The 23,388-nt window shown below is 59.9% G+C and carries 14 protein-coding genes; 8 read left to right on the forward strand and 6 right to left on the reverse strand.

Annotated features, from left to right (window positions below):
• Window positions 1–69: 69 nt before the first annotated feature.
• Window positions 70–4,683, forward strand: a complete 4,614-nt coding sequence (locus AD666_RS06505) for a dermonecrotic toxin domain-containing protein (protein WP_053148951.1) — start codon at window positions 70–72, stop codon at window positions 4,681–4,683.
• Window positions 4,684–4,717: 34 nt separating this feature from the next.
• Here the strand turns inward: AD666_RS06505 and AD666_RS06510 are convergent, their stop codons facing one another.
• The gene (locus tag AD666_RS06510) at window positions 4,718–6,283 is read right to left on the reverse strand and encodes a PLP-dependent aminotransferase family protein (protein WP_053148954.1); all 1,566 of its coding nucleotides are present in this window, start codon (window positions 6,281–6,283) and stop codon (window positions 4,718–4,720) included.
• A gap of 101 nt (window positions 6,284–6,384) precedes the next feature.
• Here AD666_RS06510 and AD666_RS06515 point away from each other — a divergent pair, with 101 nt between their 5' ends.
• From AD666_RS06515 to AD666_RS06525, 3 genes are read left to right on the forward strand one after another with little or no spacing between them, the layout of a single operon-like run.
• Complete coding sequence (locus tag AD666_RS06515) at window positions 6,385–7,026, forward strand: FMN-binding negative transcriptional regulator (protein ID WP_053148957.1); 642 nt, start codon at window positions 6,385–6,387, stop codon at window positions 7,024–7,026.
• A 2-nt stretch (window positions 7,027–7,028) separates the two neighbouring features.
• Window positions 7,029–7,475, forward strand: coding sequence for a GNAT family N-acetyltransferase (locus tag AD666_RS06520; RefSeq protein ID WP_053148961.1), 447 nt, complete (start codon window positions 7,029–7,031; stop codon window positions 7,473–7,475).
• A 10-nt stretch (window positions 7,476–7,485) separates the two neighbouring features.
• Complete coding sequence (locus AD666_RS06525; protein WP_053148964.1) at window positions 7,486–8,169, forward strand: GNAT family N-acetyltransferase; 684 nt, start codon at window positions 7,486–7,488, stop codon at window positions 8,167–8,169.
• Between the two features lie 63 nt (window positions 8,170–8,232).
• Here the strand turns inward: AD666_RS06525 and AD666_RS06530 are convergent, their stop codons facing one another.
• The gene (locus AD666_RS06530) at window positions 8,233–13,542 is read right to left on the reverse strand and encodes an OTU domain-containing protein (RefSeq protein ID WP_256222496.1); all 5,310 of its coding nucleotides are present in this window, start codon (window positions 13,540–13,542) and stop codon (window positions 8,233–8,235) included.
• Between the two features lie 117 nt (window positions 13,543–13,659).
• Entirely contained in the window at window positions 13,660–14,559 is a 900-nt protein-coding gene (locus tag AD666_RS06535) for a homocysteine S-methyltransferase family protein (RefSeq protein WP_053148969.1), read from the reverse strand.
• Window positions 14,560–14,673: 114 nt separating this feature from the next.
• On the opposite strand from AD666_RS06535, the gene AD666_RS06540 reads away from it, so the two are divergent.
• The 3 genes from AD666_RS06540 (at window position 14,674) to AD666_RS06550 (ending at window position 18,716) form a co-directional block, all read left to right on the forward strand.
• Window positions 14,674–15,495, forward strand: coding sequence for an ABC transporter substrate-binding protein (locus AD666_RS06540; RefSeq protein WP_053148972.1), 822 nt, complete (start codon window positions 14,674–14,676; stop codon window positions 15,493–15,495).
• Window positions 15,492–16,328, forward strand: coding sequence for an amino acid ABC transporter permease (locus AD666_RS06545; RefSeq protein ID WP_053148975.1), 837 nt, complete (start codon window positions 15,492–15,494; stop codon window positions 16,326–16,328). The genes AD666_RS06540 and AD666_RS06545 overlap by 4 nt, the downstream gene beginning before the upstream one ends.
• A gap of 210 nt (window positions 16,329–16,538) precedes the next feature.
• Window positions 16,539–18,716: an autotransporter domain-containing protein gene (locus AD666_RS06550; protein WP_053149048.1), complete on the forward strand. Its 2,178-nt coding sequence runs from the start codon at window positions 16,539–16,541 to the stop codon at window positions 18,714–18,716.
• Window positions 18,717–18,835: 119 nt separating this feature from the next.
• Here AD666_RS06550 and oadA read toward each other — a convergent pair whose 3' ends face one another.
• Together oadA and AD666_RS06560 are read right to left on the reverse strand one after the other, a co-directional pair.
• Entirely contained in the window at window positions 18,836–20,644 is a 1,809-nt protein-coding gene (oadA, locus tag AD666_RS06555) for a sodium-extruding oxaloacetate decarboxylase subunit alpha (RefSeq protein ID WP_053149051.1), read from the reverse strand.
• A gap of 12 nt (window positions 20,645–20,656) precedes the next feature.
• Window positions 20,657–22,072, reverse strand: coding sequence for an acetyl-CoA carboxylase biotin carboxylase subunit (locus tag AD666_RS06560; RefSeq protein WP_053149054.1), 1,416 nt, complete (start codon window positions 22,070–22,072; stop codon window positions 20,657–20,659).
• Between the two features lie 187 nt (window positions 22,073–22,259).
• Here AD666_RS06560 and AD666_RS06565 point away from each other — a divergent pair, with 187 nt between their 5' ends.
• A complete protein-coding gene (locus tag AD666_RS06565; RefSeq protein WP_053149057.1) occupies window positions 22,260–23,222 on the forward strand; it encodes a LysR family transcriptional regulator in 963 nt (320 codons plus the stop codon).
• Here AD666_RS06565 and AD666_RS25855 read toward each other — a convergent pair.
• Window positions 23,164–23,373, reverse strand: a complete 210-nt coding sequence (locus AD666_RS25855; protein ID WP_082339680.1) for a PA3496 family putative envelope integrity protein — start codon at window positions 23,371–23,373, stop codon at window positions 23,164–23,166. The genes AD666_RS06565 and AD666_RS25855 overlap by 59 nt on opposite strands.
• Window positions 23,374–23,388: the final 15 nt, after the last annotated feature.

The following is a 23,388-nucleotide window of genomic DNA, read 5'->3' on the forward strand; positions in this document are numbered from 1 at the left end:
CTCCTAGCATGGGCTCCCCGAAGCATCTGGCTTCGGGGATTGGATGCATCGCGAGACAGGGAGACTCGAATGGCACGAACCTTAAGAACAACCGCGCAATCCACGCCTGAAGCCAGCCTCAGGGATGCTGTACTCAACCAATTGCTGGCCGGTCCTACCTCTCCGGAAGTTGCTGCCGTACTTTTGCGCAAAGCCCTCAAGAGACTCTATCCGGCACTGGACCTCGACCCACACAACACCGTCGTCGGGGAGCCAAACTGGGAAATTGTCGATGGCGAAATCGTGGAACGCCCCACACGCTATGAAACCCTGAGCAGCATGGTGGCCGAACGGGTGGGCGAAAACGAATCGACCATGTTGGTCGAGGGTCTGCATTATCTGACGCAACTGCCGCTGACTACGCCCGAAGTACATCTGCCAGTGCGCATCGGGCAGATCGGCAACATGATCAACGAGCTGGTGCCCACCATGTTGTCCGCCAGCCAGGAACAGCAACTGGCGTACTGGAACGCCTCGCTCGGTGCATCCGGGCCGCGCTGGCATGAACTTTCCCGCACATTGCGCAAGCTTTGGGACGTCAGGCAGGTCAAGGGCTGGACCGCGACCGAATGCGTCATGGCGAGATTGCTTTACCTTTACCCCGACCAGCAGGATCGCAAGGCGCACGACCGCTTTGACACTCACGCGTATTTGATCGACATCGATGATGTCAACGGCGACGAGGCAACTCGCGTAAACGAAAATTCGATCATGGTGCTAAGCGGCAAAATAGACGGCCAGGAAGTCATCCTGACCTACTCGCTGCGCAACGGCTACGAGAAATTCGACTCACAACATGCGCTGGGGCAATCCCTGCCCGCTCACCTGGGGACCGGCGTGCGCAGGAAAATCCAATGGCGGCTCTACGAACCCGACGGCAATATCTTCGACCACAAGGCCTGTGGATTGATCGCCATGCAGGTCCAGATCATTGGTTCGCCCGGGTTTCTGCAACGGTTCATACCGAGCGAAACCGAGCAGTCCTCTTCCGATGAATTGGACGTGGATAACGACCCGACCGAAGACTGGTTCCAGAAGCAGATACCCGACTGGTTGAAAGCCGCATCGGTATCAGACCAGATCCTGTTCGCCCAACACATGAAAAGCCTCTCGGCACTGAGCAGTGCCCATGCAGGCAAGACCTATCTGGACGATATTCCATCCATCAAGCGCTATACGTTGACGGCCCTGAAGCAGCAAATGCAATCGGAACATGCCGACGCCTCGACACTGGACCTGGAAAAAATACAGGTCCAGATCCGCAGTCTGGTCGCCTGGGGCACCTTCATTGTGCCGGGGAAATTTGAAACCGCCCGGTTCAGCCTGGTGGAGTTGGCCTTGCAGAACCTGATGGCGCTGCCTCCAGGCGATAAAACGGTCCGATCAGTCGATGGCACCGCCCTGCCCAAGTGGATGTCGGTCGACTATCTCGAAAAGCTCATTGCCCAAGTCGATATCGGTCGTGCCTATCCCGAGCTGATCAAGAGCAAATTGCTCGCCGATCCGACAGAGTCAAGCCGTCGCCAGAGCCTTTTCACCTCCCAACTGCACGTCCAGCTCCCCCTGCTCGCGCTGGAAAGCAAGATCCGTGGAATCGGGAACATCGATGAACGGGGCTACCGGTATGTATGCGCCCTGATGGAGCCCGAGAAAACCGATCACAAGATCGACGGGCAGACCATCGTGATACGCAAGCTTGCGTTCGTCTCCGAGCAGAGGGGTTCAGAGGACGTCGTGACCAATATGTTCGTGATCGGGCCCGAAAGCCCGGATGCCGGTCCCTGCCTGCTGTACCGGCCGCTGCTCGAACCGCAGCTTTGTCAGTATCCATCGTTCAGCAACCTGATCTATGCCATCAAGCAAACCGCGTCCCTGCGCCAATCGGTATTGGCCTGGTTACCCGACGGCGTGCGTGAAAACTACAGCCGATACGTTTTTTCAGGCCCGCTGCCCTCCCCCTGGACCATTATCGATTTTGTGACCGATCCTTTTTCGGCATGGGCCAATAGTGCCCCTATCAGGCTGAGTGAAAACACCCTGGGTGCGGATTTCCTGCCACAGTTGTTCAAGGCAAACGCCAATGCCCTGGCCGAGTTGGCCGATCGTCAATCGATTTCCAATAGCGAACACCGTTGGCAGACCTTCAAGCAAGCTGGCTGGTTGATTTTCAACCTGGCGCTGCCCTACCTGGGTTCGGCCGTCGGCACCGCCGCCTGGTTCTGGCAGATCCTCGACGACGTCGAATCCCTGACCCAGGACGACGAAACATCCAACAGCCAAGCCACATGGGAAGCCTTTGTCGACTTGCTGCTGAACATGGCAATGGCTATCACTGCCTATGCCATCGCCCACGCCAGGGAAGGTAAGCGTGGCCGTCGATCGACAGCGTCGGAGGTGGTGATCGAACTGGAGGATCTGAAAAAAATCGATCTGGTCATCGAAAAACGCCCAACGCTCAAGGGTAATGAACAGTTACCCGAACACTACGCCGTCATTCATTCCAGCGGTGCCTTGATCAGCAAATCGGGGCAAGGCGTGAAACTCCTCGAAACCTTCCGTATCGACAAACCCGAGAAACTGGAGCAACCCGAGACCGAAGGCGCGCTCAAAGGCCTCTATCCACGAGGCGAGGACTGGTACACACAAGTGGCGCATACCTGGTTCAAGGTCGCGGTGGAGGATGATCGGGTTTTCATTGTCGACGAGGCCAATCCTGCCCGTATCGGCCCAGCCTTGATGGCTGACACACATGGAAAATGGCATGTCGACACACGACTGCGTTTGCGTGGCCTCGGATCCAAAGGCGCCAGGCGGGCAGTCCTCGCCGAAGCAAAACGCCTCAGCACGCAACTGCTGTCGGAGCTGAACCGAATCGAGAACAGTAAACCGCAGAACCAGAAGCTCCTGACGATGAACGCCGAGGAAATGAACAAGGCTTCGGGCTCTGCCAAGGAAAGCAAGCGCGACGTGTACCTCAGCACCTTGAAGACGCAACGTGAAAGCTACGACGAAGCGCTGAGGATATTGACTGAATGGCCTGTTTTCCAGGCAAGGCCCGACGCCCCCCAGGCCAGGCTGGGCTACCTGAACGCACAGATCAATTTCACGTTCGAGGAAATAGACGCGCTGAACGAGCGATTTACCCCAGCCCTGAGAAAAGCCATGGACATGACCACCGCCGGTGTCGAAAGCCTGGAACAGGAACACATAGACGCTGCCGACAATATGATCCGAGTGGGCGACGACATGATAGAGCGCCTGGATTACATGGAGACCCGTTTTGCCAGGCTCAAGAAACTGGGCCGCGAAGGCTTTGAATTTCTGCGCCAGCACCGCGGAAAAATGCCCGCCTACGGAAGTGATGCGATCCGGCTTATCCAATTGGACATGTACCGGCATCTTTGCCTGTCACTCGACAGCGTCAGCACCATGCCCGAGGGCTGGGCGGACTTGAACCAGGTGGTCGATAACGTCACGGTCGCCTTCCAGAGCTTGCACGATGCCGTTGAAGAGCGCAGCGTGATACGCCTCGACGAGCAGATCGACGCCTATGGCAGCCTGACGGAACAGTTCTCTGCCATCGAAGAGCATCTGGAATATATTGCCAGTGAGTACAAGGACAGCGTTCGGCTGGCTGATCTCAACCGACTGGTCAAGCAAATCGGCCAGCTCAAGCGGCGAACACTGCATCATCTGGCCCAGGCGCTGGACGAAAGAAGCAACCGACGGACTACGGGCGCCGCCTATGAGAAGCGTCCGAGGCCGAGAAAAAGATTCATCAGGGCGCGGTTCTGGGGCCTGGTCAGTGGCGAACCTCGCTTGACGAAGCTGAAGGAGGAAACGGATTGGGTCGACGTCAAACACCCGTTTTCCGAGAAGATCATCGCCACGTTCCATCGCAAGGAGAGCGGCGAATGGGTGCCCCACGTCAATGCCGACGTCCCGCCGGCCAGCATGCCGTCGGTCGTTCCCCCCCTTAAAACCAGCGTGACGAAGGGCAAGGCGTTGATCAACGGCTTGACGGCATTCAAGGTGCAAGTCGCGGAAAACCTGCAGAAACCCTCGCGTTCGCCGGCCGGTCTCGGCGTGATCCTGAACGCCCATGCCAGCCGGATGGAGAAAGTCGGCGCCGCGATCACCAAAGCACTGGACTCGACTTCGAACGAAACGGTGGACGTCTCAGCCGAGGACCGGCGTATCGCCCAATCCACGAGCGCAGACCTCAAGAAGGCCGCGAAGGCTCTGTATGACGAGGGGTTTGCAGCCGTGCTCAAGGTCATCAAACAACGTCCACCCACCATGAGCAGCGTTACTTGGCTCAAGAGCCGGAACCAGATTTCCATCAGCAAGCAAAAAAGCCGACAACGTATCAAGGGCCCCTTGTATGGTTACCTGGACAGGTATGAGATCAAGGACCTGAAAGAAAACAAAACCCTCTGGTTTGCGGACTTCCACTATTCGACCGATTGGGTACCGGCTCACGCTTTCCTGTCTGCCCGCTTGAAGACGCCGGAACAGGTCAACCTGGGCAAAGCCGCCGATGTGACCAACGACCTCAACCAGCATCAACTGATCGACCATTACCGTAGCGAGATCGCCGTAGATCAAGCCATAGAAGTGTTTTTTCCCAAACGACCAGCATAACCCCGAGCACTGGGCGTCCCTGGGTGCCCAGTGTTCAACCGTCCCCGTTCCATGCCCTGTCCAGGCTCGCCAGTGCCGCTTCGATCGCCACTGGCGGGACGGCCGCAAACCCCAGCACGAGCCCGGCACGCACGTTCGACGCCGGTGTGGTGGGCAGCCAATAACTGCTCAGTCCATTGATTTCGACACCTGCGCGAGTCGCTTGGTCGATCAGTTCACGCTCGCGCTCGACACTGTCCACCGGCACCGTGACATGCAGCCCGGCCACGACCGTGGGCAAGGTTCCGACACCTTCTATAGCCCTCGGCCAGCCCGCAAGCAACGCATCGCGCCGCGTCAACGCGGCCCGCCGCATGCGCCGGATGTGCCGCTGGAAATGCCCGGCCGCCATGAATTCGGCCATCACCGCCTGGGTGCTGACTTCCGAATGGCGCACGTCCACCGCACGGCGACGGGCGAAGGCGTCCACCAGACCCGGTGGTAACACCAGATAGCCCAGGCGCAAGGCCGGGAATGCGACTTTGCCGAATGTCCCGACATACAGGACACGTCCCTGGCGATCCAGTGCCGCCAGCGGAGCCAGCGGCGCGCCGCTGTAGCGGTATTCGCCGTCATAATCGTCCTCGACGATCCAGCCGTCGTTGCGTTCGGCCCAGGCCAGCAGCTCCAGCCGCCGGGCCAGGCTCATGACGACACCGAGCGGATACTGGTGGGACGGGGTGACGTACGCCAGTCGACAGTTGCTCAACGTACCGAGCGCCGCGCAATCCAGCCCCTCGTTGTCCACAGGCACTCCGCGCACTTCGGCGCCGGCGACCGAAAACGCATGCCCGGCGGCGCGATAGCCAGGGTTTTCCACAGCGACGATGTCACCAGGATCCACCAACAGCTGTGCACAAAGGCTGATGCCCTGTTGGGCCCCACTGGTGATCACAATTTGTTCAGCCGTGCAGTGCAAGCCCCGAGAGCTTCGCAAGTACGCGGCAATCAGACTGCGCAAACGTGCGTCGCCCTGGGAGTCGCCATAACACAACTGCTGCAGATCCGGTTTGCGCCAGAAAGCCGCGTTCAGCTTGGCCCAGACGTCGAAGGGAAACAGATCGAAGGCCGGTACGCCGACCCGGAACGCCCGGGGAGGTCCACTGGGCGGCGGGTTCAGATGATGCTTTTCGACCCGTTCCAAGCCACCGCTGTGGATAACTTTACTGACGGGCGCCACTGGCAGATCGAGCCAATCCAGAGAGGTTTTTGTGGATAAACCTGGGGATAAGCCTGTAGAAAACCCTGTGGATACTTTTGTGGATATGTTTTTCAAGGGCAACGCCAATGAAGACAGCGTTGCCACATAAGTGCCGTCCCCCACTCGCCCTTCGATGAAACCCTCGGCATAGAGCTGATCGTAGGCCCGTACCACGCTATTGCGCGATATCGACAGCGCCGCCGCCAGATCGCGGCTGGCCGGCAGGCGCGTACCACTGGCCAAGCGCCCGTCCAATACCCGCGAACGCAAGGCTTGGTAAAGCTGACGACTCAGCCCGTGGCGACGGTCCAGCTCGATTCCGGCGGGATTGAAGGATAGCGGCGGCACCGCATTGGTCATCACAGCACCCTCAAAATGGTCCGATTGAATTTGCTGAAAGTGGCTCTTACAACAGACCAATAGCCTGCCTAGGATGTGCGCATTCGCCAAGGAAAATCGCCATGTACAACCCCAAAGCCTTTGCCGTTGAAGAGTTGACCCAACTGCATCACATGATCGGCGAATGCCGCCTGGCCGTATTGGTTACCCAAGGCGAGCTGGGTTTGCAGGCCAGTCACTTGCCCCTGTTGCTGGACCCGCAGCAAGGTCCCAACGGTACCCTGTACGGGCACCTGGCCCGGGCCAACCCACAATGGCGCGACCTGGAAGCCGGCGCCGAGGCATTGGTGATATTCGCCGGGGCCGACGCCTACGTCAGCCCCGCGTTCTACCCCGGCAAAGCCGAGCACGGCAAAGTCGTGCCGACCTGGAACTACCTGGCCGTGCATGCCTACGGTACCGCCGAAGTCTTCAGCGACGCCCATCGCTTGCGCAACCTGGTAAGTGCCCTCACCGACCGTCACGAAGCCGGCCGCGCCCAGCCGTGGAAAGTCGATGATGCGCCGCCCGACTACATCGACAGCATGCTCAAGGCCATCGTCGGCTTCGCCTTGCCGATCCAGTGCCTGGAAGGCAAACGCAAGCTCAGCCAGAACCGCACCCCTGCCGATGCAGCCGGGGTGCGCAACGGGCTCGCCGCCAGTCCCACCCCACAGGACCAGGCCCTCGCACGCCTGATGCCTGTCCCATCGACCGAGGAATGAAGATGAGCCAACTCAGGATCCGCTTAGTCACCGCTGCCGATCACGTCGCCTGGCTGCCATTGTGGCAGGCCTACCTGCGATTCTATAAGACCGAACTGCCGGACGCGGTCACCCAAAGCACTTGGCAACGCCTGCTCGATGACCGCGAGCCGACCCACGGCGCGCTCGCCTGGGACGGCGATGTTGCGGTAGGCCTGGTGCATTTCATTTACCACCGCTCGAACTGGAGCATCGAGAACTCCTGCTACCTGCAGGACCTGCTGGTGACCGAAAAAAGCCGGGGCACCGGGATCGGTCGCCAGCTCATCGAATTCGTCTACGCCACCGCCAAGGCCGACGGGTGCTGCAAGGTCCATTGGCTGACCCACGAGACCAATGCAACGGCGATCCAGCTTTATGAACGCATCGCCGAACGCCCAGGCTTCATTCAATTTCGCCAAGCCCTTTAAGGAGCACAGCATGTCGATTTCACTCGCCGATTGGAAAGGTGTCCCGGCGCCGTCCACCCGGCTGATCGAAGGCCGTTTCATCCGCCTGGAGAAGCTTGATCCGGCGCGCCATGGTGACGGTCTCTGGCAAGCCCTGGAAGGCCCCGGCGCCGATCCGAAGCTGTGGGACTATCTGCCTTATGGTCCCTTCCCGGAGCGCAAGGCTTTCGACGCGTGGCTGGACAACCACGCCGCCAACACCGACCCCTATTTCTTCACCGTGATCGACCGCGCCAGTGGCGATGTACAGGGTATCCTCAGCCTGATGTCCATCGTACCGGCCCAGGGTCGCATCGAGATTGGCCATGTGACCTTTGGTGCGCCGATGCAGCGCTCGCCGAAAAGCACCGAAGCGGTCTACCTGTTGGCCAAAGAGGCTTTCGCCCTGGGTTATCGGCGTCTGGAATGGAAGTGCAACAACGCCAACGCCCGCTCCAGGTACGCGGCCGAACGGCTGGGCTTCACCTTCGAAGGGGTGTTCCGCCAGCACATGGTGGTCAAGGGACAGAACCGCGACACGGCCTGGTATTCGATGCTCGACTCGGAATGGCCGGCGATTGGCGCAGGGTTCGAACGATGGTTGAGCGAAGAGAACCAGAGCGAGGGTGGGCAGGTGCGCAGTCTGGTGGAGTGCCGGACGCAGGTAGTTGACTGAAGGTCCGTCATCGCGAGCAGGGCTCGCGATGGCGACACTTCAGCCACCACAAACCAATAGCACTTACTCAGACTTGGGCTTCATCTCACCAATCTGCTTCAGCGAATCGGGAGTGACACCACGCCTTGCGTATTGCCAGGCCCAGTCCGGGATGGTCAAGTGGCTCTCCACATACACCGCAAAATCCAGACGGCTATGGCCCAGGCGGTTGGTGGGGAAATCAAAATTGTAGAGATACTGCTGGGCCCGGCGTTGGCCGACGGAGAGCAGGCGCTGCATGATCTGGTTGGCGCGGAACTCTTCCGGTCCAAGGGCGCTTCTCAAGGCAAGGGCCAGATGCAGCTCGGACTTCAATACCCTGGGTTCGGCCAGTGCACGTCGAATGGTGGCGTCGCTGAAATATGGCCCGATCAGGTCGGCCCAGATCTGACCGGCATAGTCCCTGCGCAGTTTCTGCAAGGAGCTCCAGAGATTTGGCGTATCGAATAACAACGCAACCCTGCTATTGGACGGAAGCTGTCCCGGGAAGCTGAACAGTTTGCCGACCGCAGGTATATCGTTGTCCATTATGTTGCCCCAGGCACCTCCCAGAAACACCAGGAAATCTGCCAGCTCTTCTTGTCGCGTGACGATACTTTGCAGGTTCCGGTCGTCGAACAACTGCATCCAGTCGATATTGATGTTTTCTGTGCGCTGCAACTCGCTATGGCGGCTGCTGGCATACTCGGCAATGAGCTGGTACCGCAAGTCGGACAGAGCGGGATTACGTAACCACCTGGCCACTTCACTGACGCGCAACAGGCCGCCCAGGTTATGCGCGATGACCGGCGACCGCAGGAGTAGATTCGCCCGCCTCAGCAAGTCGGGGAAACGCCCGAGGGCCGTCCTGAGCAAATCAACGGTCCGCTCGGCTGTGTCCGTGTAGATAAAATGATCGAACAGCTCAGACGTCTCCTCTACGTACCTGCCGGCATCGGCCAGCAGTAGGTCACTGGCATCATCCAGATCATCGCGGTTGACCAGGTAAGCTCCGTCGAGCAGCGCTTCCAACTGATCCTCGTCCAGATGACCGTGCAGCGCTTCCTCATGCAGAACGTAGGCCGAACTGTTGTTGGGATGATGATCTATCAGTTGTCTGGCGGTGACGCCATATTCCAGCAGGATGTGCGCCACATCGTTGGAAATCAGCAAGAACTGATCATTAAGCAGTTGCTGCACCAGCTGATGCTCGACAGGACCTATCAGGAGGTCTTCGAACAGCTGCTTCATGGCCTGTCTTTCTTCTCCGGAGTACGGCACGTTGATGCTGGGCGCCAATCTGGCCGGAGGCCGCTGCGACAATAAGCGCCCGACCTGCTGGAGAATTTCCGGCGGCAATCGGGTGCCAGGATCTGCGGTGATCGCCGTACGCACTGAGCTGTTTGCATGTAGGTCCAGGTAACGCAAGGTCGGCTGGAAAAGACGATGGGGATTGGGCGCGCCATAAACGATCCGGGTCAGGTCGAGCATCGCCGCCTGGCCCAACAAGTTATCCAGCGAGGGCGCGTTCTCGAAGAGCGCCTCTTGAGCTCGGGTGGGGGGTGGTGCGACGTAGTGCCCGATATGAGGATTGCCATCAACATAGTCGGCCACTTCGTTTCGCAAGCCTTGCATCGAAAATGCGTCCTGGGCCTGCCCTTCGTTCAGCCCGCGGGTGACGGCATTGAAAAAACAATCGCCATCACCTGGGATTTCCACAACTTTACCTCCCAACTCCAGGCTGTAATGGTGCTGGGTCATGCGAATCAGGACGATATCCGTATCCGTCCTGTCGGGATGGTTTTCCATCGGATAGATGGTTTCTTCCTGCCCGGAAGTAAAGCGCACCGACCAGACGTGTTCAGGCGATTGCCTGTTGATGATCAGCAGGCTGCGGTTTTGCGGCCAACTGGGCAGGCGCGTCATGATCGACGGAATCAGGTCCATCAGCTGGTTGTTCCAGGTGCCGGGTGTACGGATCTGCGCGGAGAGGCCGGAGGACGAAATGGCCGCTATCTTGGGTTTCGACGGCCCCGGCTGCGGAGCCGGATCACCCGGTCGCTTTCCACCGCCGCGGCCGAAGCCCACTGCACGCCATTCCCCATCGGACATCCGCGCCACGGTACTGCGCATCACCCCGCTGGAACGGATATCCAGCCCCGTCATCGGGTTGACGAGGGTGGCCTCGGTTGTATCCAGCCTCGTGTGGTCATGCACACGGAACACCGTGCCGTCGGGTTGCCGCACGTACACCGGACGCGCCGTCACATTACCGGTAGCTGCATTGCTGACCGTTGCGCGGTAGAACCCCCGGGCGTCGGCGGTCAGCCCGCGTATCACCGATGCATCCGTCACGGCATAAGGGCCATAAATCGCTGCGTCCAGGGGAAGTCCGGCCAGGGCTTCGTCCTGGCTCTGGCGGGCGGTCACCGCCCGAAAAAAGGACTGCCCGCGAGTGGATACGGCCGCGCCTCGGGTCAGGCGCCATCCGCCATGGTTCGCCACGGCATGCACGAATGCCAGGGTCTTCAGGTTCAGCGGGATAGCCCCGGTCCGGTAAATCAGCAAGCCGGTCTTGATAGCGCTCTTGAGCATCTGGAAACCCGGTGCCAGGAACATACCGGCCAGTTCCATGACGATCTCGATCACCATCTGTCCCAGCCTGCCATAGGTTTGATGGCGGACATTGCGATTGCTGTTGGAGCGGTGATCGGCATGGGCACTGTGGAAATTCACGTGGGCCCGATGGAGCACTTCAAGCAGATCACCGGCAATCAACGCGCCGCGGATCAGCGGGCGTCCGCCTTGTTGGCCCAAGGTCCGCTTTATCTGTACCGGGTCATTCGTGGAAATGCGTGAGCGGAAATACGCCTGCCAGTCCTCCCGTGGCAACAGCTCGGCAACCCCATCGCTCAGGTCAGCGAACTCATGGAAATCCTCGCCCTCGGGACTGTCGGGAAAATAAACGCCCACGGTGCCCTTGATCTGCGGCCCTTCTTGATCGGAAAACACCAGCACTCCATTGATGCTGACTGCATTGCCCATTCGGACGTGCTGGCCGCCGGCGGCCATGCTGCCGCCCAGAACCAGACCATGGACATGCACCGTGCGCCCCATGACCGGGGGGCGCGCCTCGGCCGATGGCGAGCGCAGGACAGCGTCCAGCCAGAGGGCAAGTTTTTTCGTCGATTTCGGTGGGCTGAAAGCCTTATCGAGCACTCGGGTCTTGAACACGGCGTCGCCCTTGAGCGATGCCTCATGCCCCTTGAATTTCAGATTCGCCAGATACGCGGTCTGCCAGGCCTTCTTGTAGGCCGGTTTATTCATTTCTTCCCTGAGCATGGCCTCATAACTTCCACCGGCATCGATGCTCGTCACCATCCTGGCCAGTTCTCTCCCGCTCAGCGTGACGAAATAACCGTTGGCCGGGTTCCGTATACGCTCGCCGTCCGAATCGACGATGTAGACACTCAGCACCTCCCTCATGGCATTCGGGTACTGGGATGGTCGCAGGTTATCCAATACCAACTGGGTCAGGCTGGTAACACGGGACTGCCTCGGGTTTGCCCTTTTGCCATAGAAAAATGTGACCATGGACTGATCCGGATCGGGATTTATATCCGGGTGCACGGTGGTCTGCAGGTACTGCCTGATCTTCTGGTGAGTGAACAGCGGCAAAGTCTTGATATCGCTGCTCGCCAACGTAAAGGCAGCCTCCAGTGCCCGCAATTCCAGACTGCGGTAATGGGATCTCTGGGAAGAACTCGCCGCTTTGAAAAAATCGGGGCGATTGTCTTCCACCAGCGCCTCCTGGCGGACAGCCAAGGGCCCGGCAAGGGACAACATGGGCAGCTCGAGCGCATCGTCCACACCCAGGACGAAGGCGGGCAAGCTGAGCAATCCGGTTGCCGGAGCACTCAGATAGGCGTCCAGTGCGGTGCTTTGCCAGCGCAGCAGGTCATCGGCCGCTGTTTCGAAGACGTGCCCTGACAATTCAGAGGAAATATCCCTGATCTTGCGCTTTTGTCCCTCGAAGAGGGGGTCTGTCTTCTGGATCAGTTCCTGGACGGTGCGGAACCTTTGTATCCCGCCTTCCAGTGAATACAGGAACAAGAAAGGCTCATCGGCCCGTTTGATCACCATTGCACCCGGCCATTTACGGGGCGTCGCGGCACCCATGTCGAGCATGACGGCGTAGGCATGGGGAATGGGCGCCCGCAGCAGGCGGTTTCGGTCCGCCATGGCAGGATGGGTCGTGATGAGGTCCAGCAGACGATCTTCGTCGTTGCGAAGGTTGCGCTCACTCTGGGTCAGTTGAAGGGTCGGATCCCGATCACCCTTGTACAGATCGAACAGATACAGGAAGCGCCGGCCCAACAAATGAGCCAGCGCCGCTTCTGCCGTGGAGGGGGGTGGCGTATCGAGTACGGCCCCTACGCTTTTGTTCGCACGAAACGCGATAAGGTCATCGAGGAACTGGCGCTTGAGGCTTTCGTCAGTTACCGGCTTAGCGATGTAGAAGACCGATTCCATGGTCGCTGCGGTCCTCTGATCCAAGGGGCTGGCCAGCAGGCTGTCGGCTTCTTCCACCGCATCCGGACGAGCGAAGAACCCCACGCCAGCGACTGTGTAGGTGGGCGGTGTATCCGATGCCAGGCAGCTCAGTAGGACATCGGTAAAGCGTTGCGAGGAAATCAGCGAACGCTGCCCCGTCGAGTCGACGGTGAAGTGATTCACGTAACAGTGATCCGGGTCCATTTGCTGGAGTGCCGTTGCATGGAATTTTCCTTCGGGGATCCTGGCCTTGATCCTGCTAACCAGCAGGTTCTTGAGTACCGTGTCGAACGTTGGAAGCGCGGCGAACAATCGGGCCAGCTTCACCTGATTGGCATCCAGAAGACCCAGTTGTCGCAGTTGCTCTTTTTCACGGGCGCCGAGCAAATTGCCCTGGGCATCCACTTCAGTGACAACGGGTTGTCCGATGCCCTGGTAACCGGGCGCAATGCCGGCTCGCAATTGCTGCAGGACCTCTTGCGAGAGGGCTTTACCATGGGCGCGTAGCGACGAGTAGTCCAGGGCCATGTGACTTCGGTGGGGATAGACCCAGCCGTCGCGGGGCGAAGAGGCGGAAGAAGAGGCCCGGCTTTGATGAGCCGCCAGGAAGCCTTGGGTGACGGCGCTGCGCAATGGAACCCAGGCGGTTTTCCGCTCGGCGGCCGAATCGATGGTCGTCACTTCCTGGTAAGTGACTTGAACCTGCGCGTCACCGGTCAGGCCCCATTGACCGAGCCATTGATCGGCGAATGTATGCGGCTGAAAACGAATACCGTTGGGTAACAGGCTGATGGGTTTCAAGGAGAGGTCCCGGTTGTTGTTGAGGAACCGGGAACCTATCGCCTCGTTCGATCAGCGATGACATACATATGTATCGCGGCGGCGGAGAAGTGTAAGCCACCATGTCTGCTAAAGGGTTCAGGCCAGCTTTTGCGCCAACACTGCAATGTGCTCCGGCCCGATCCCGCAGCAACCGCCCAAGTGGCTCGCGCCGCGCTTCTGCCAGTCGGCGGCCCACTGGAGGTAACCCGGCGGATCGAGGTCGTCGCGCAATGGATCCAGGCCGTCGTTGGCCGTCGCTTCCTTCGGTTGTGGAGGGAATGCATTGGCATAGGCACCGATGTGGATCTTCACACCCAGGCGTTCGAAGGTTTCCCGCGCGGCATCGATCGCAGCGCCGATGACCTCCGGCTGGCTGCAGTTGAACAGCAGCGCTTCCACGCCCAGTTCCACCGCCACCACCGCCGCATCCGCCACTGGCTCCCCGGAACGCAGGCGCGGCACTTCGTCGGTGTCTTCATCCTTCAAGGTAAACGATAGCCAGAACGGTTTTCCGTCGCTTGGCAAGCCGGCGTGAATCGCCTTCGCTTCGACCGTCGAGCTTTGGGTTTCGGCCAGCCACAGATCGACATGGGGGGCCAGTCCGGTCACCAGAGGCGCTACCAATTCGCTGGCGCGGGACGCATCGAACAAATCGGGCCGGTAGGACCCGAACAAGGGTGGCAAGGACCCTGCCACCCGTACCGCCTTGCCGGACGCCTGAACGGCCCGCCGCGCCAGCTCTCCGGCCAGCGCCGCCAATGCCTGGCCCTCCTCGGCGAAACGCGCTTCGCCGATATGAAACGGCACCACCGCGTAGCTGTTGCTGGTGATGACGTTGGCGCCGCTGGCGATATAAGCCGCGTGCACGTCCTCAACCGCTTGGGGCGCTTCACTCAGGGCCAGCGCCGACCACTCGGGCTGTCGGAACGGCGCGCCCCGGCGTTGCAGTTCGCGGCCCATGCCGCCATCCAGAATGACTGTCTTTGCTGAGCCCATATGCGATTCACTCATAAGCTTATGAAAATAACTCACTACCTGAGCCGTTCTTATAACTATTTAATACGCACTCTTTAGTTAACCACAACCTGTATTTTCAGCCAGGGGCCTTACATGAAACTTCAACCACTGCTGGCCCTCGGCCTGACACTGCTGGCCGCCACATCGCAAGCGTTCGCCGGTGCAACGCTGGACCGCATCGAACAGAAAAAGGAACTGGTCGGCGTCCTGATGGAAAGCTACCCGCCCTTCTCGTTCTTGAACGAGCAGAACCAACTTGATGGGTTCGATGTGGACGTGGCCAAGGCGGTGGCGCAGAAACTCGGCGTGAAATTGCGCCTGGAAACGCCGTCCTGGGACGTGATCGCCGCCGGGCATTGGAGTGGCCGCTACGACATCTGCATCTGCTCCATGACCCCGAGCAAGGCGCGCGCCGAAGTCTTCGACTTCCCGGTGCAGTACTACGCTTCGCCGGCGGTGATCGTGGTCAACGCCAAGGACGACAGCATCCAGGGCGCCAAGGACCTGAGCGGCAAGAAAGTCGGCCTGACCAGCGCCTCCAGCTACGAGAGCTACCTGAACAAGAACCTGGTGATTGAAGGCGCTGAAGACACTCAGTTGAGCTACCCCTTCGAAAACGTGCAAATCGCGCCTTACGACACCGACAACGTGGCCTTTCAGGACTTGGGCCTGGGCGCCGGGGTACGACTGGACGCGGTACTGACCAACCTGGTGACCGCCCAGCCTCGCCTGACCGAAGACAAGCGCTTCAAGCTGGCGGGCGAGCCTTTGTATTCCGAACCGAACTCGGTAGCCATCGAAAAGGGCGATGCACAGTGGGACAGCAAGGTGCGTGAAGTCTTCGCGCAGTTGAAACAGGACGGTACCTTGAGCAAACTCTCGCAAAAATGGATCGGCGCCGACATCACCCAATGACCTCTTTCCCGTCCCCTTCCGAGCCACCGCAAGCGGTGGCTCAGTCGCGCCTGCAGAAAATCTTCGGCTTTCGCACACGGCTGTATCTGACCTGGGTCGCCATGCTGGTGCTGTTCGCGAGTTTTTTCCTGACCTTCGATCTGAAGTTCTCCATCATCCTCGATAAGCTGCCAAACCTGGTCGGCCTGCACCTGGCACCGAATGGATTTCTGCAAGGGGCGGCGCTCACCCTGTTCCTGTGCCTGTGTTCGATCATCGCTTCGTCACTGCTGGGCTTCGCAGCCGCCCTGGCAAGGCTATCCAGCAGCGCCGTGGCGTTCGGCATTGCCAGCTTCTACGCATCGTTCTTCCGTGGCACCCCGCTGCTGATCCAGATCCTCTTGATCTACCTCGGCCTGCCACAACTGGGCGTGGTTCCCGGCGCAATCGCCGCCGGCGTGATCGCCCTGTCGCTGAACTACGGCGCCTACCTGAGTGAAATCTTCCGCGCCGGCATTCTCGGCGTGCCTCATGGACAGCGCGAAGCCTCCCTGGCCCTGGGCCTGAGCGACACCGTAATCTTCTGGCGCGTTACCCTGCCCCAGGCCATGCGCACCATCATCCCGCCGACCACCAACCAATTCATCTCCATGCTCAAGGACTCGTCCCTGATCTCGGTGATGGGCGTCTGGGAGGTGATGTTTCTGGCGCAGTCTTATGGCCGCTCCAGCTACCGCTACATCGAAATGCTCACCACGGCGGCAATCATCTACTGGCTGATGTCCATCGCCCTGGAGCTGATCCAGGCGCGGATGGAGCGACATTATGGGAAGGCATATCTCAAGCGGAGTTGAAGATTCCCAGGCGGTCAAACAGACAGGTCCGATCAGGCTGTAGGGCAACGCCTCACGTCATGGAAGTCAACGGGCGATGACGTGAGCACACTTCGACCCAACCTACGCATCGCATCCCTCATGTCCCGCCAGAAACGAGGAAACCACCGGCATCACGCCCAGGGTTGGAATTTCTAAAGTGCGGCTTCTTCCCATGAGAGGCCACATTCGATGCCTACCCAACACTTATATCCGCCCCAACACCTTGCCCTGGCGGTTGCTCTGGTACTTGGCTTCGCCGACATTTCCCTGGCCCAGCCGCCCGCCGATCTCTCCACGACCGCTGCGCAGAAAGAGCGCCTCGAAGCGATCGCAAACGCTGCCGACACCAAGCGCACCCATGCGAAAAAACCGCGTAAGGGCGACGCGATATGGAACAAGTCCAACGACCTCGTGATCATCAGCGCAGGCGGAAAGTTTCCTGGAGTCCTGGACGGAGGCGGTGGAGCCAATGTCCTGCGCTTGGATGCCGCAAAGTACCCCCACTTGGATAAAGCGATTAACTTCGAGGCGTTGCATGTCACAAGTGGCAACTGGACGCACACCGGCGATTTCGATGGTTGGAGCGTGATCGAGCCCGACACCACGCTGCTCAATACCGGCCGGATACAGGGTCAGGTCGGGGTCCTCGGCGGGTTCGACAATCAAGGGACCGTGACGCACGGCGTGGCCATCGAGTCCGGTGCCCGGATGACGAATTCGGGCACGGTGAGCGGCCGTGTCGATGTGCATGAAAAGGCCTGGTTCGGTGGCAACGGCACAGTGGGAGATCTGCATGTGGCGGGGCAGCTGGAAGTCGGTCCAACGACTGGCGCCCCCTCGGTGATGAGGGATTTCTCATTGTCGGAGACCGCAGTGCTGGTCTACGGCCTCAATCCTGCCGGGGACAGCGCCACGATCAATGTCGAAGGCACCGCAGCGCTCAACAACGCAACGTTAAAGATCGATGCCGCACCGGGGGAATACCTCGACTCCCGCGAACACACCGTTATCAAGGCTTCCAGGGTCGAGGGTGAATTCGGAAACGTTGTCAATGAGCTTGCCTACATGACCGCGACGCCCCGTTACGAGGCGACACAGGTGAATCTGACCTACGCCCGCAACGACGTTCCGCTCGACGCGGCAGCAACGTCCGATAATGGTCGGGAATTCGCGGCGAACGCCAGAGAACCGCAAGCCATCCCAGCACCGGAGCCCGAGTCGGTGCAGACGCCGGCCGTCACACAGGCACCTGACGACAAAACGAGAGTACCTGTACCGATACCCAAACCCGCCGAGCCCCCCATCAAAGCCCCCGCCGCGCAAGTAGCCGTCAGCCAGCCACGCGCCGCTCAACCCGTTGCCAAGCCCAACGCCGCCATCACCGCCCTGCTGGGCAGCAACCGAATCGTCGCCGCCGATGCCATCGATCAACTGACCGGCTCTCCCACGGCAGACCTGGCCAATGCCACCCTGAACAGCATCGCCCCGATCAGCACCGGCATGCTTTCGGCCATGGGCCGACAAACGCCGGGAAGCGCGTCCCTCGACGGTCAGGTCTGGGTCCAGGCCATCGGCAACAGCGGAGTGGTTGGCAGGCAATGGGAAAGCGAGGCCCTGAAACATTCGACAAAGGGCCTGATGTTGGGGACCGATTGGGCTGTCAGTCCTGAATGGCGCCTGGGAATCATCGGCAGCAAGACGCAAACACGTCTGGACGGTTATCGATTCGACGGCGAACTCGACAGTTGGTACCTGGGCGCCTACGCCTTGCGTCAGGGCGGGCCATGGGCCCTGCGCCTGGGCGCCGTTTATGGCGACCATGATGGCAGCACCAAGCGCCACGTGGCTTTCAACGGTTTCACTGATCGTCTCAAGGGGCGTTACGATGCCAACACCCAGCAGGTGTTCGGGCAAATCGGCTACAACCTGGGTAGCGCCCCTCTGGTGGTCGAACCCTATGCCCTCCTGGGTTACCAGCGCTATGAACGCGACCGCTATACGGAAAAAGGTGGCGACGCGGCATTGAAGGTCGACGGCCAGACCCAGGACTATTACAACAGCACCCTGGGCCTGCGCCTCGCCCGTGTCTTTGCCCTTGATCAGGGCGTGCAGTTGACACCCCGCCTCAACGTCGGTTGGAAACACATCTACGGCGATGTGACGGGCAGCGCCCGCCAGAGCCTGGTAGCCGGGGGAGATGCCTATACAGTTGAAGGTACCGAGCTGGATCGTGACAGCTTGCTTCTCGAAGCAGGACTGGACCTGACGGTCTCGCCACGGCATACGCTAGGGGTGGGTTACAGCGGTGAAACGGGTAACGACAACCGCAGCCATGCCTTGATGGGACAATGGCGGATGATGTTCTGACCCATTGTGGGAGCGAGCCTGCTCGCTCCCACAGCAGTCAGTTCATCTACAAAACCCAGGCATAAAAAAAGGGGAGCACATGCCCCCCCGAGGTTAAACGTTGCATCGAGGCTGTTCGATCAGCCTTCGATCTCGATCAGGATCTCGCCCGGATTGACCCGGTCGCCCTTCGCCACATGAATGGCAGTCACCTTGCCAGCGATGGCGGCCTGCACTTCGGTCTCCATCTTCATGGCTTCGGTGATCAATACCGCCTGGCCGGCCTTCACCACATCGCCTTCCTTGACCAGCACATCGACGATGTTCCCCGGCATGGTGGTGCTGACGTGGCCCGGTGCAGAGGCTTGCTTGCGCTTGCTGCTGCCGCCGCCGACGAACTCGTTGAGCGGTTCGAAGACGACTTCCTCCGGCATGCCATCGATGGACAGATAGAAGTGACGCTTGCCTTCGGCCTTGACGCCAACGCCAGTGATGTCGACGCGGTATGTCTCACCGTGCACGTCGATGACGAACTCGGTCGGCACGCCTTCGCCGCCGGCAGAACTGACAGCGCCTGCCTCGGGGATTGGCAACAGCACTTCCGGAGTCAGGGTGCCGGCTTCGCGTTCTTCGAGGAACTTGCGGCCGATGTCCGGGAACATCGCGTAGGTCAAAACGTCTTCTTCAGACTTGGCAAGCGCGCCGATTTCACCGCGCAGTTTGGTCATTTCCGGCTTGAGCAGATCGGCCGGACGCACGTCGATCACGTCCTCGCTGCCGATGGCCTGGCGACGCAGTTTCTCATTCACCGCACCCGGCGCCTTGCCGTAGCCGCCCTGCAGATAGAGTTTCACTTCATTGGTAATGGTCTTGTAGCGCTCACCGGCCAGCACGTTGAAAAACGCCTGGGTACCGACGATCTGCGAAGTCGGAGTCACCAGCGGCGGGAAGCCGAGGTCTTCGCGTACGCGCGGGATTTCCGCCAGCACTTCGTTCATGCGGTTGAGCGCGCCCTGCTCTTTCAACTGGTTGGCGAGGTTGGATATCATCCCGCCCGGCACCTGGTTGACCTGCACACGGGTATCCACCGCCGTGAATTCGCTTTCGAACTGGTGGTACTTCTTGCGCACGGCATAGAAATACAGGCCGATCTCCTGCAGCAGCTCCAGGTCCAGGCCGGTGTCGAATTCACTGCCCTTGAGGGCCGCCACCATCGATTCGGTGCCCGGATGGCTGGTGCCCCAGGCGAAGCTGGAGATCGCGGTGTCGATATGGTCGGCGCCGTTTTCCACGGCCTTGAGCTGGCACATCGCAGCCAGGCCGGCAGTGTCGTGGGAGTGGATGAACACGGGCAACGATTGCTCGGCCTTCAGCGCCTTCACCAGCTCGCCGGTGGCGTATGGCGTCAGCAAGCCGGCCATGTCCTTGATGGCGACCGAGTCGCAGCCCATGGCTTCCATCTGCTTGGCCTGGGCCACGAAAGCGTCGATGGTATGCACCGGGCTGGTGGTGTAGGCGATGGTGCCCTGGGCATGCTTGCCGGCAGCCTTCACCGCTTCGATGGCAACCCGCAGGTTACGTACGTCGTTCATCGCATCGAAAATACGGAACACATCGATGCCGTTGACCGCAGCCTTGGCCACGAACGCCCTGACCACGTCGTCGCTGTAATGGCGGTAGCCCAGCAGGTTCTGGCCGCGCAGCAGCATTTGCAGGCGCGTGTTGGGCAGCGCGGCGCGCAGTTGGCGCAGGCGCTCCCACGGATCTTCCTTGAGGAAGCGCACACAGGCGTCGAATGTCGCGCCGCCCCAGACCTCCAGCGACCAATAGCCGACTTTGTCGAGTTTGTCGCAGATCGGCAGCATGTCTTCAGTGCGCATGCGGGTAGCAAGCAGCGATTGGTGAGCGTCGCGCAGGATTGTGTCGGTTACGTGGATCTTCTTGGACATTGTCATGATTCCTTACAGGCCTGCGTGGGCGGCAATGGCGGCGGCGATGGCCAAGGCCAGCTCTTCGGGTTTGCGCTTGATCGAGTAGTTGGTCAGTTCAGGGTGGCTTTCAACGAAGCTGGTGTTGAACTGGCCGCTACGGAATTCCGGGTTGCGCAGGATTTCCTGGTAATACGCGGCGGTGGTCTTGACCCCTTGCAGGCGCATGTCGTCCAGAGCCCGCAGACCACGGTCCATGGCTTCTTCCCAGGTCAACGCCCAGACCACCAGTTTCAGGCACATCGAATCGTAGAACGGTGGGATGGTGTAGCCGGTGTAGATCGCCGTGTCGGTGCGCACACCCGGGCCGCCGGGGGCGTAGTAGCGGGTGATCTTGCCGAAGCTGGGCAGGAAGTTGTTTTTCGGGTCCTCGGCATTGATCCGGAACTGCAAGGCGAAACCGCGATGCTGGATGTCTTCCTGCTTGACCGACAGCGGCAATCCGGAAGCGATGCGGATCTGCTCGCGGACAATGTCGATACCGGTGATTTCTTCGGTGATGGTGTGCTCCACCTGCACCCGGGTATTCATCTCCATGAAATACACCTCGCCCTCGGCGAGCAGGAACTCCACGGTGCCAGCATTCTCATAACCCACGGCCTTGGCGGCACGCACCGACAGGTCGCCAATATAGGCGCGCTGCTCGGGGGTCAGCTGGGGGCTGGGGGCGATTTCGATCAGCTTCTGGTTGCGACGCTGGATAGAACAGTCACGCTCAAACAGATGCACCACGTTGCCGAAACTGTCGCCCAGGATCTGCGCTTCGATGTGCTTGGGATTGACGATGCACTTTTCCAGGAACACTTCCGCCGAACCGAACGCCTTGGTGGCTTCGGAAATCACCCGGGGGAAGGCCTGCTCGAGTTCTTCGCGGCTGTTGCAGCGACGAATGCCTCGACCACCACCACCGGACGTGGCCTTGAGCATCACCGGATAACCGATCCGGTCGCCTTCGGCCAACGCCTCTTCGATGCCCGACACGTTGCCTTCGGTGCCTGGAGTGACCGGCACACCGGCCTTGATCATGCTGCGGCGCGCTTCGGTCTTGTCACCCATGCGCCGGATGACTTCCGCCGCAGGGCCGATGAATTTGATGCCACGTTCGGCACAGATGTCGGCCAGTTCGGCATTTTCCGAGAGGAAACCATAGCCAGGATGCAACGCATCGCAGCCGGTTTCCACAGCGAGGTTCACCAGTTTGCGCGGATTGAGATAGCCGGCCAGCGGATCGGCGCCGATGCTGTGGGCCTCGTCCGCACGCTTGACATGCAAGGCATGACGGTCAGCGTCGGAGTAGACCGCGACCGAGCGGATGCCCATCTCGGCGCAAGCACGCACGATGCGGACGGCAATCTCACCACGGTTGGCGATCAGGATCTTTGTTATCAATTGGAGGTTCCCTTGAGCCGGTGATACCACGGCCTGAAGATCAGGCCGACGCGTGACCAGATGTAACAATCGGTCGCAGCTCCACACTAGTACTGGCCGTTGATTAACAAAAATGAATAATTATTGGGTCATGCATAAACCAGGACTTATAGTTAAGCCAATCGTTTTGGGTCAAGGTAGCTGAATCATGCGTAAGTCATTGATGCGTATGACATTGCGTCAACTGCAGATTTTCAATGAGGTGTGCGACCTGAGGTCCTACAGTCGTGCAGCCGACGAAATGTCTCTCACACAACCTGCCGTCAGCCTACAGATTCGGTCCCTTGAAGAGCTGATCGGCCAGCCGCTGTTTGAGTATGTAGGCAAAAAGCTCTACATGACCGAAGCCGCCGAAGCCCTCCAACGCGCCAGCCGGGACATCTTCGGGCGCCTGGAAAATCTCGATATGCAGCTATCGGACATGCAGGGCTCTTTGCAAGGCCAACTGAAGCTGGCGGTGGAATCGAGCGCTAAATATTTCGTGCCGCATCTGTTTGCCGCGTTCAAGCGCCAGCATCCGGAGGTCAATCTGAGTCTTACGGTGGTCAACCGTGGCCAGGTGATACGCCGGCTTTCGGATAACCGTGACGACCTGGTGATCATGTCCATGGTGCCCCAGGACATGGGCCTGGAGTTCTTGCCGTTTCTCAACAATCCCATCGTTGCCGTTGCGCCACCGGATCATCCGCTGTGCCACGTGGGGCCGCTGCGCTTGCAGGACTTGGAGCCCTACACGCTGCTGCTGCGCGAACCTGGGTCCGGCACGCGGCTGGCCTGCGAAGAATACTTCAAGGAGAAGCGGGTGCATTTCACTCAGACATTGGAAGTCGCCTCAGCGGAGGCCCAACGCGAATGCGTGGTGGCCGGACTGGGCGTGGCGCTGTTGACGCGCCACGCCGTGAGCCGAGAACTGTCGTCCGGCGCACTCATCGAGCTGCCGGTGGAGGAACTGCCACTGTATCGAAGCTGGTGCCTGGTACAGGCCAGGGCGAAACGGTTGTCACCGGTGGCCCACGCCTTCCTGGCGTTCGTTCGCGGCGAACGGGCTCAGATCATTGGCCTGGTTGAGCGTTTCGACGGGAAGCCACCGGCGTTGCCTGCCAGTAATTGAATTCCACTGCGTCAGGGAATTCGCTGATTTCGGCCAGTAGTTGGCGCTGTTCAAAGCGGTCTTCGATTGCACGACGGAACGCCATGCGGCGCTGGTCTTCCTGCTGACGACGGGTTTTGACGGCGCTGCGTTCTTCGTAGGACTGGGTCATGTCGAGACTCCCAAG

The sequence above is a fragment of the Pseudomonas sp. Pf153 genome (assembly GCF_001269775.1).
GTDB classification, from domain to species: Bacteria; Pseudomonadota; Gammaproteobacteria; order Pseudomonadales; family Pseudomonadaceae; genus Aquipseudomonas; species Aquipseudomonas uvaldensis.

Excerpts from the sequence above, each read along its gene's own strand:
- AD666_RS06505 (WP_053148951.1), top strand. The coding sequence starts at position 70 with ATGGCACGAACCTTAAGAACAACCGCGCAATCCACGCCTGAAGCCAGC.
- AD666_RS06510 (WP_053148954.1), bottom strand. The coding sequence starts at position 6,283 with ATGACCAATGCGGTGCCGCCGCTATCCTTCAATCCCGCCGGAATCGAG.
- AD666_RS06515 (WP_053148957.1), top strand. The coding sequence starts at position 6,385 with ATGTACAACCCCAAAGCCTTTGCCGTTGAAGAGTTGACCCAACTGCAT.
- AD666_RS06520 (WP_053148961.1), top strand. The coding sequence starts at position 7,029 with ATGAGCCAACTCAGGATCCGCTTAGTCACCGCTGCCGATCACGTCGCC.
- AD666_RS06525 (WP_053148964.1), top strand. The coding sequence starts at position 7,486 with ATGTCGATTTCACTCGCCGATTGGAAAGGTGTCCCGGCGCCGTCCACC.
- AD666_RS06535 (WP_053148969.1), bottom strand. The coding sequence starts at position 14,559 with ATGGGCTCAGCAAAGACAGTCATTCTGGATGGCGGCATGGGCCGCGAA.
- AD666_RS06540 (WP_053148972.1), top strand. The coding sequence starts at position 14,674 with ATGAAACTTCAACCACTGCTGGCCCTCGGCCTGACACTGCTGGCCGCC.
- AD666_RS06545 (WP_053148975.1), top strand. The coding sequence starts at position 15,492 with ATGACCTCTTTCCCGTCCCCTTCCGAGCCACCGCAAGCGGTGGCTCAG.
- AD666_RS06550 (WP_053149048.1), top strand. The coding sequence starts at position 16,539 with ATGCCTACCCAACACTTATATCCGCCCCAACACCTTGCCCTGGCGGTT.
- oadA (WP_053149051.1), bottom strand. The coding sequence starts at position 20,644 with ATGTCCAAGAAGATCCACGTAACCGACACAATCCTGCGCGACGCTCAC.
- AD666_RS06565 (WP_053149057.1), top strand. The coding sequence starts at position 22,260 with ATGCGTAAGTCATTGATGCGTATGACATTGCGTCAACTGCAGATTTTC.
- AD666_RS25855 (WP_082339680.1), bottom strand. The coding sequence starts at position 23,373 with ATGACCCAGTCCTACGAAGAACGCAGCGCCGTCAAAACCCGTCGTCAG.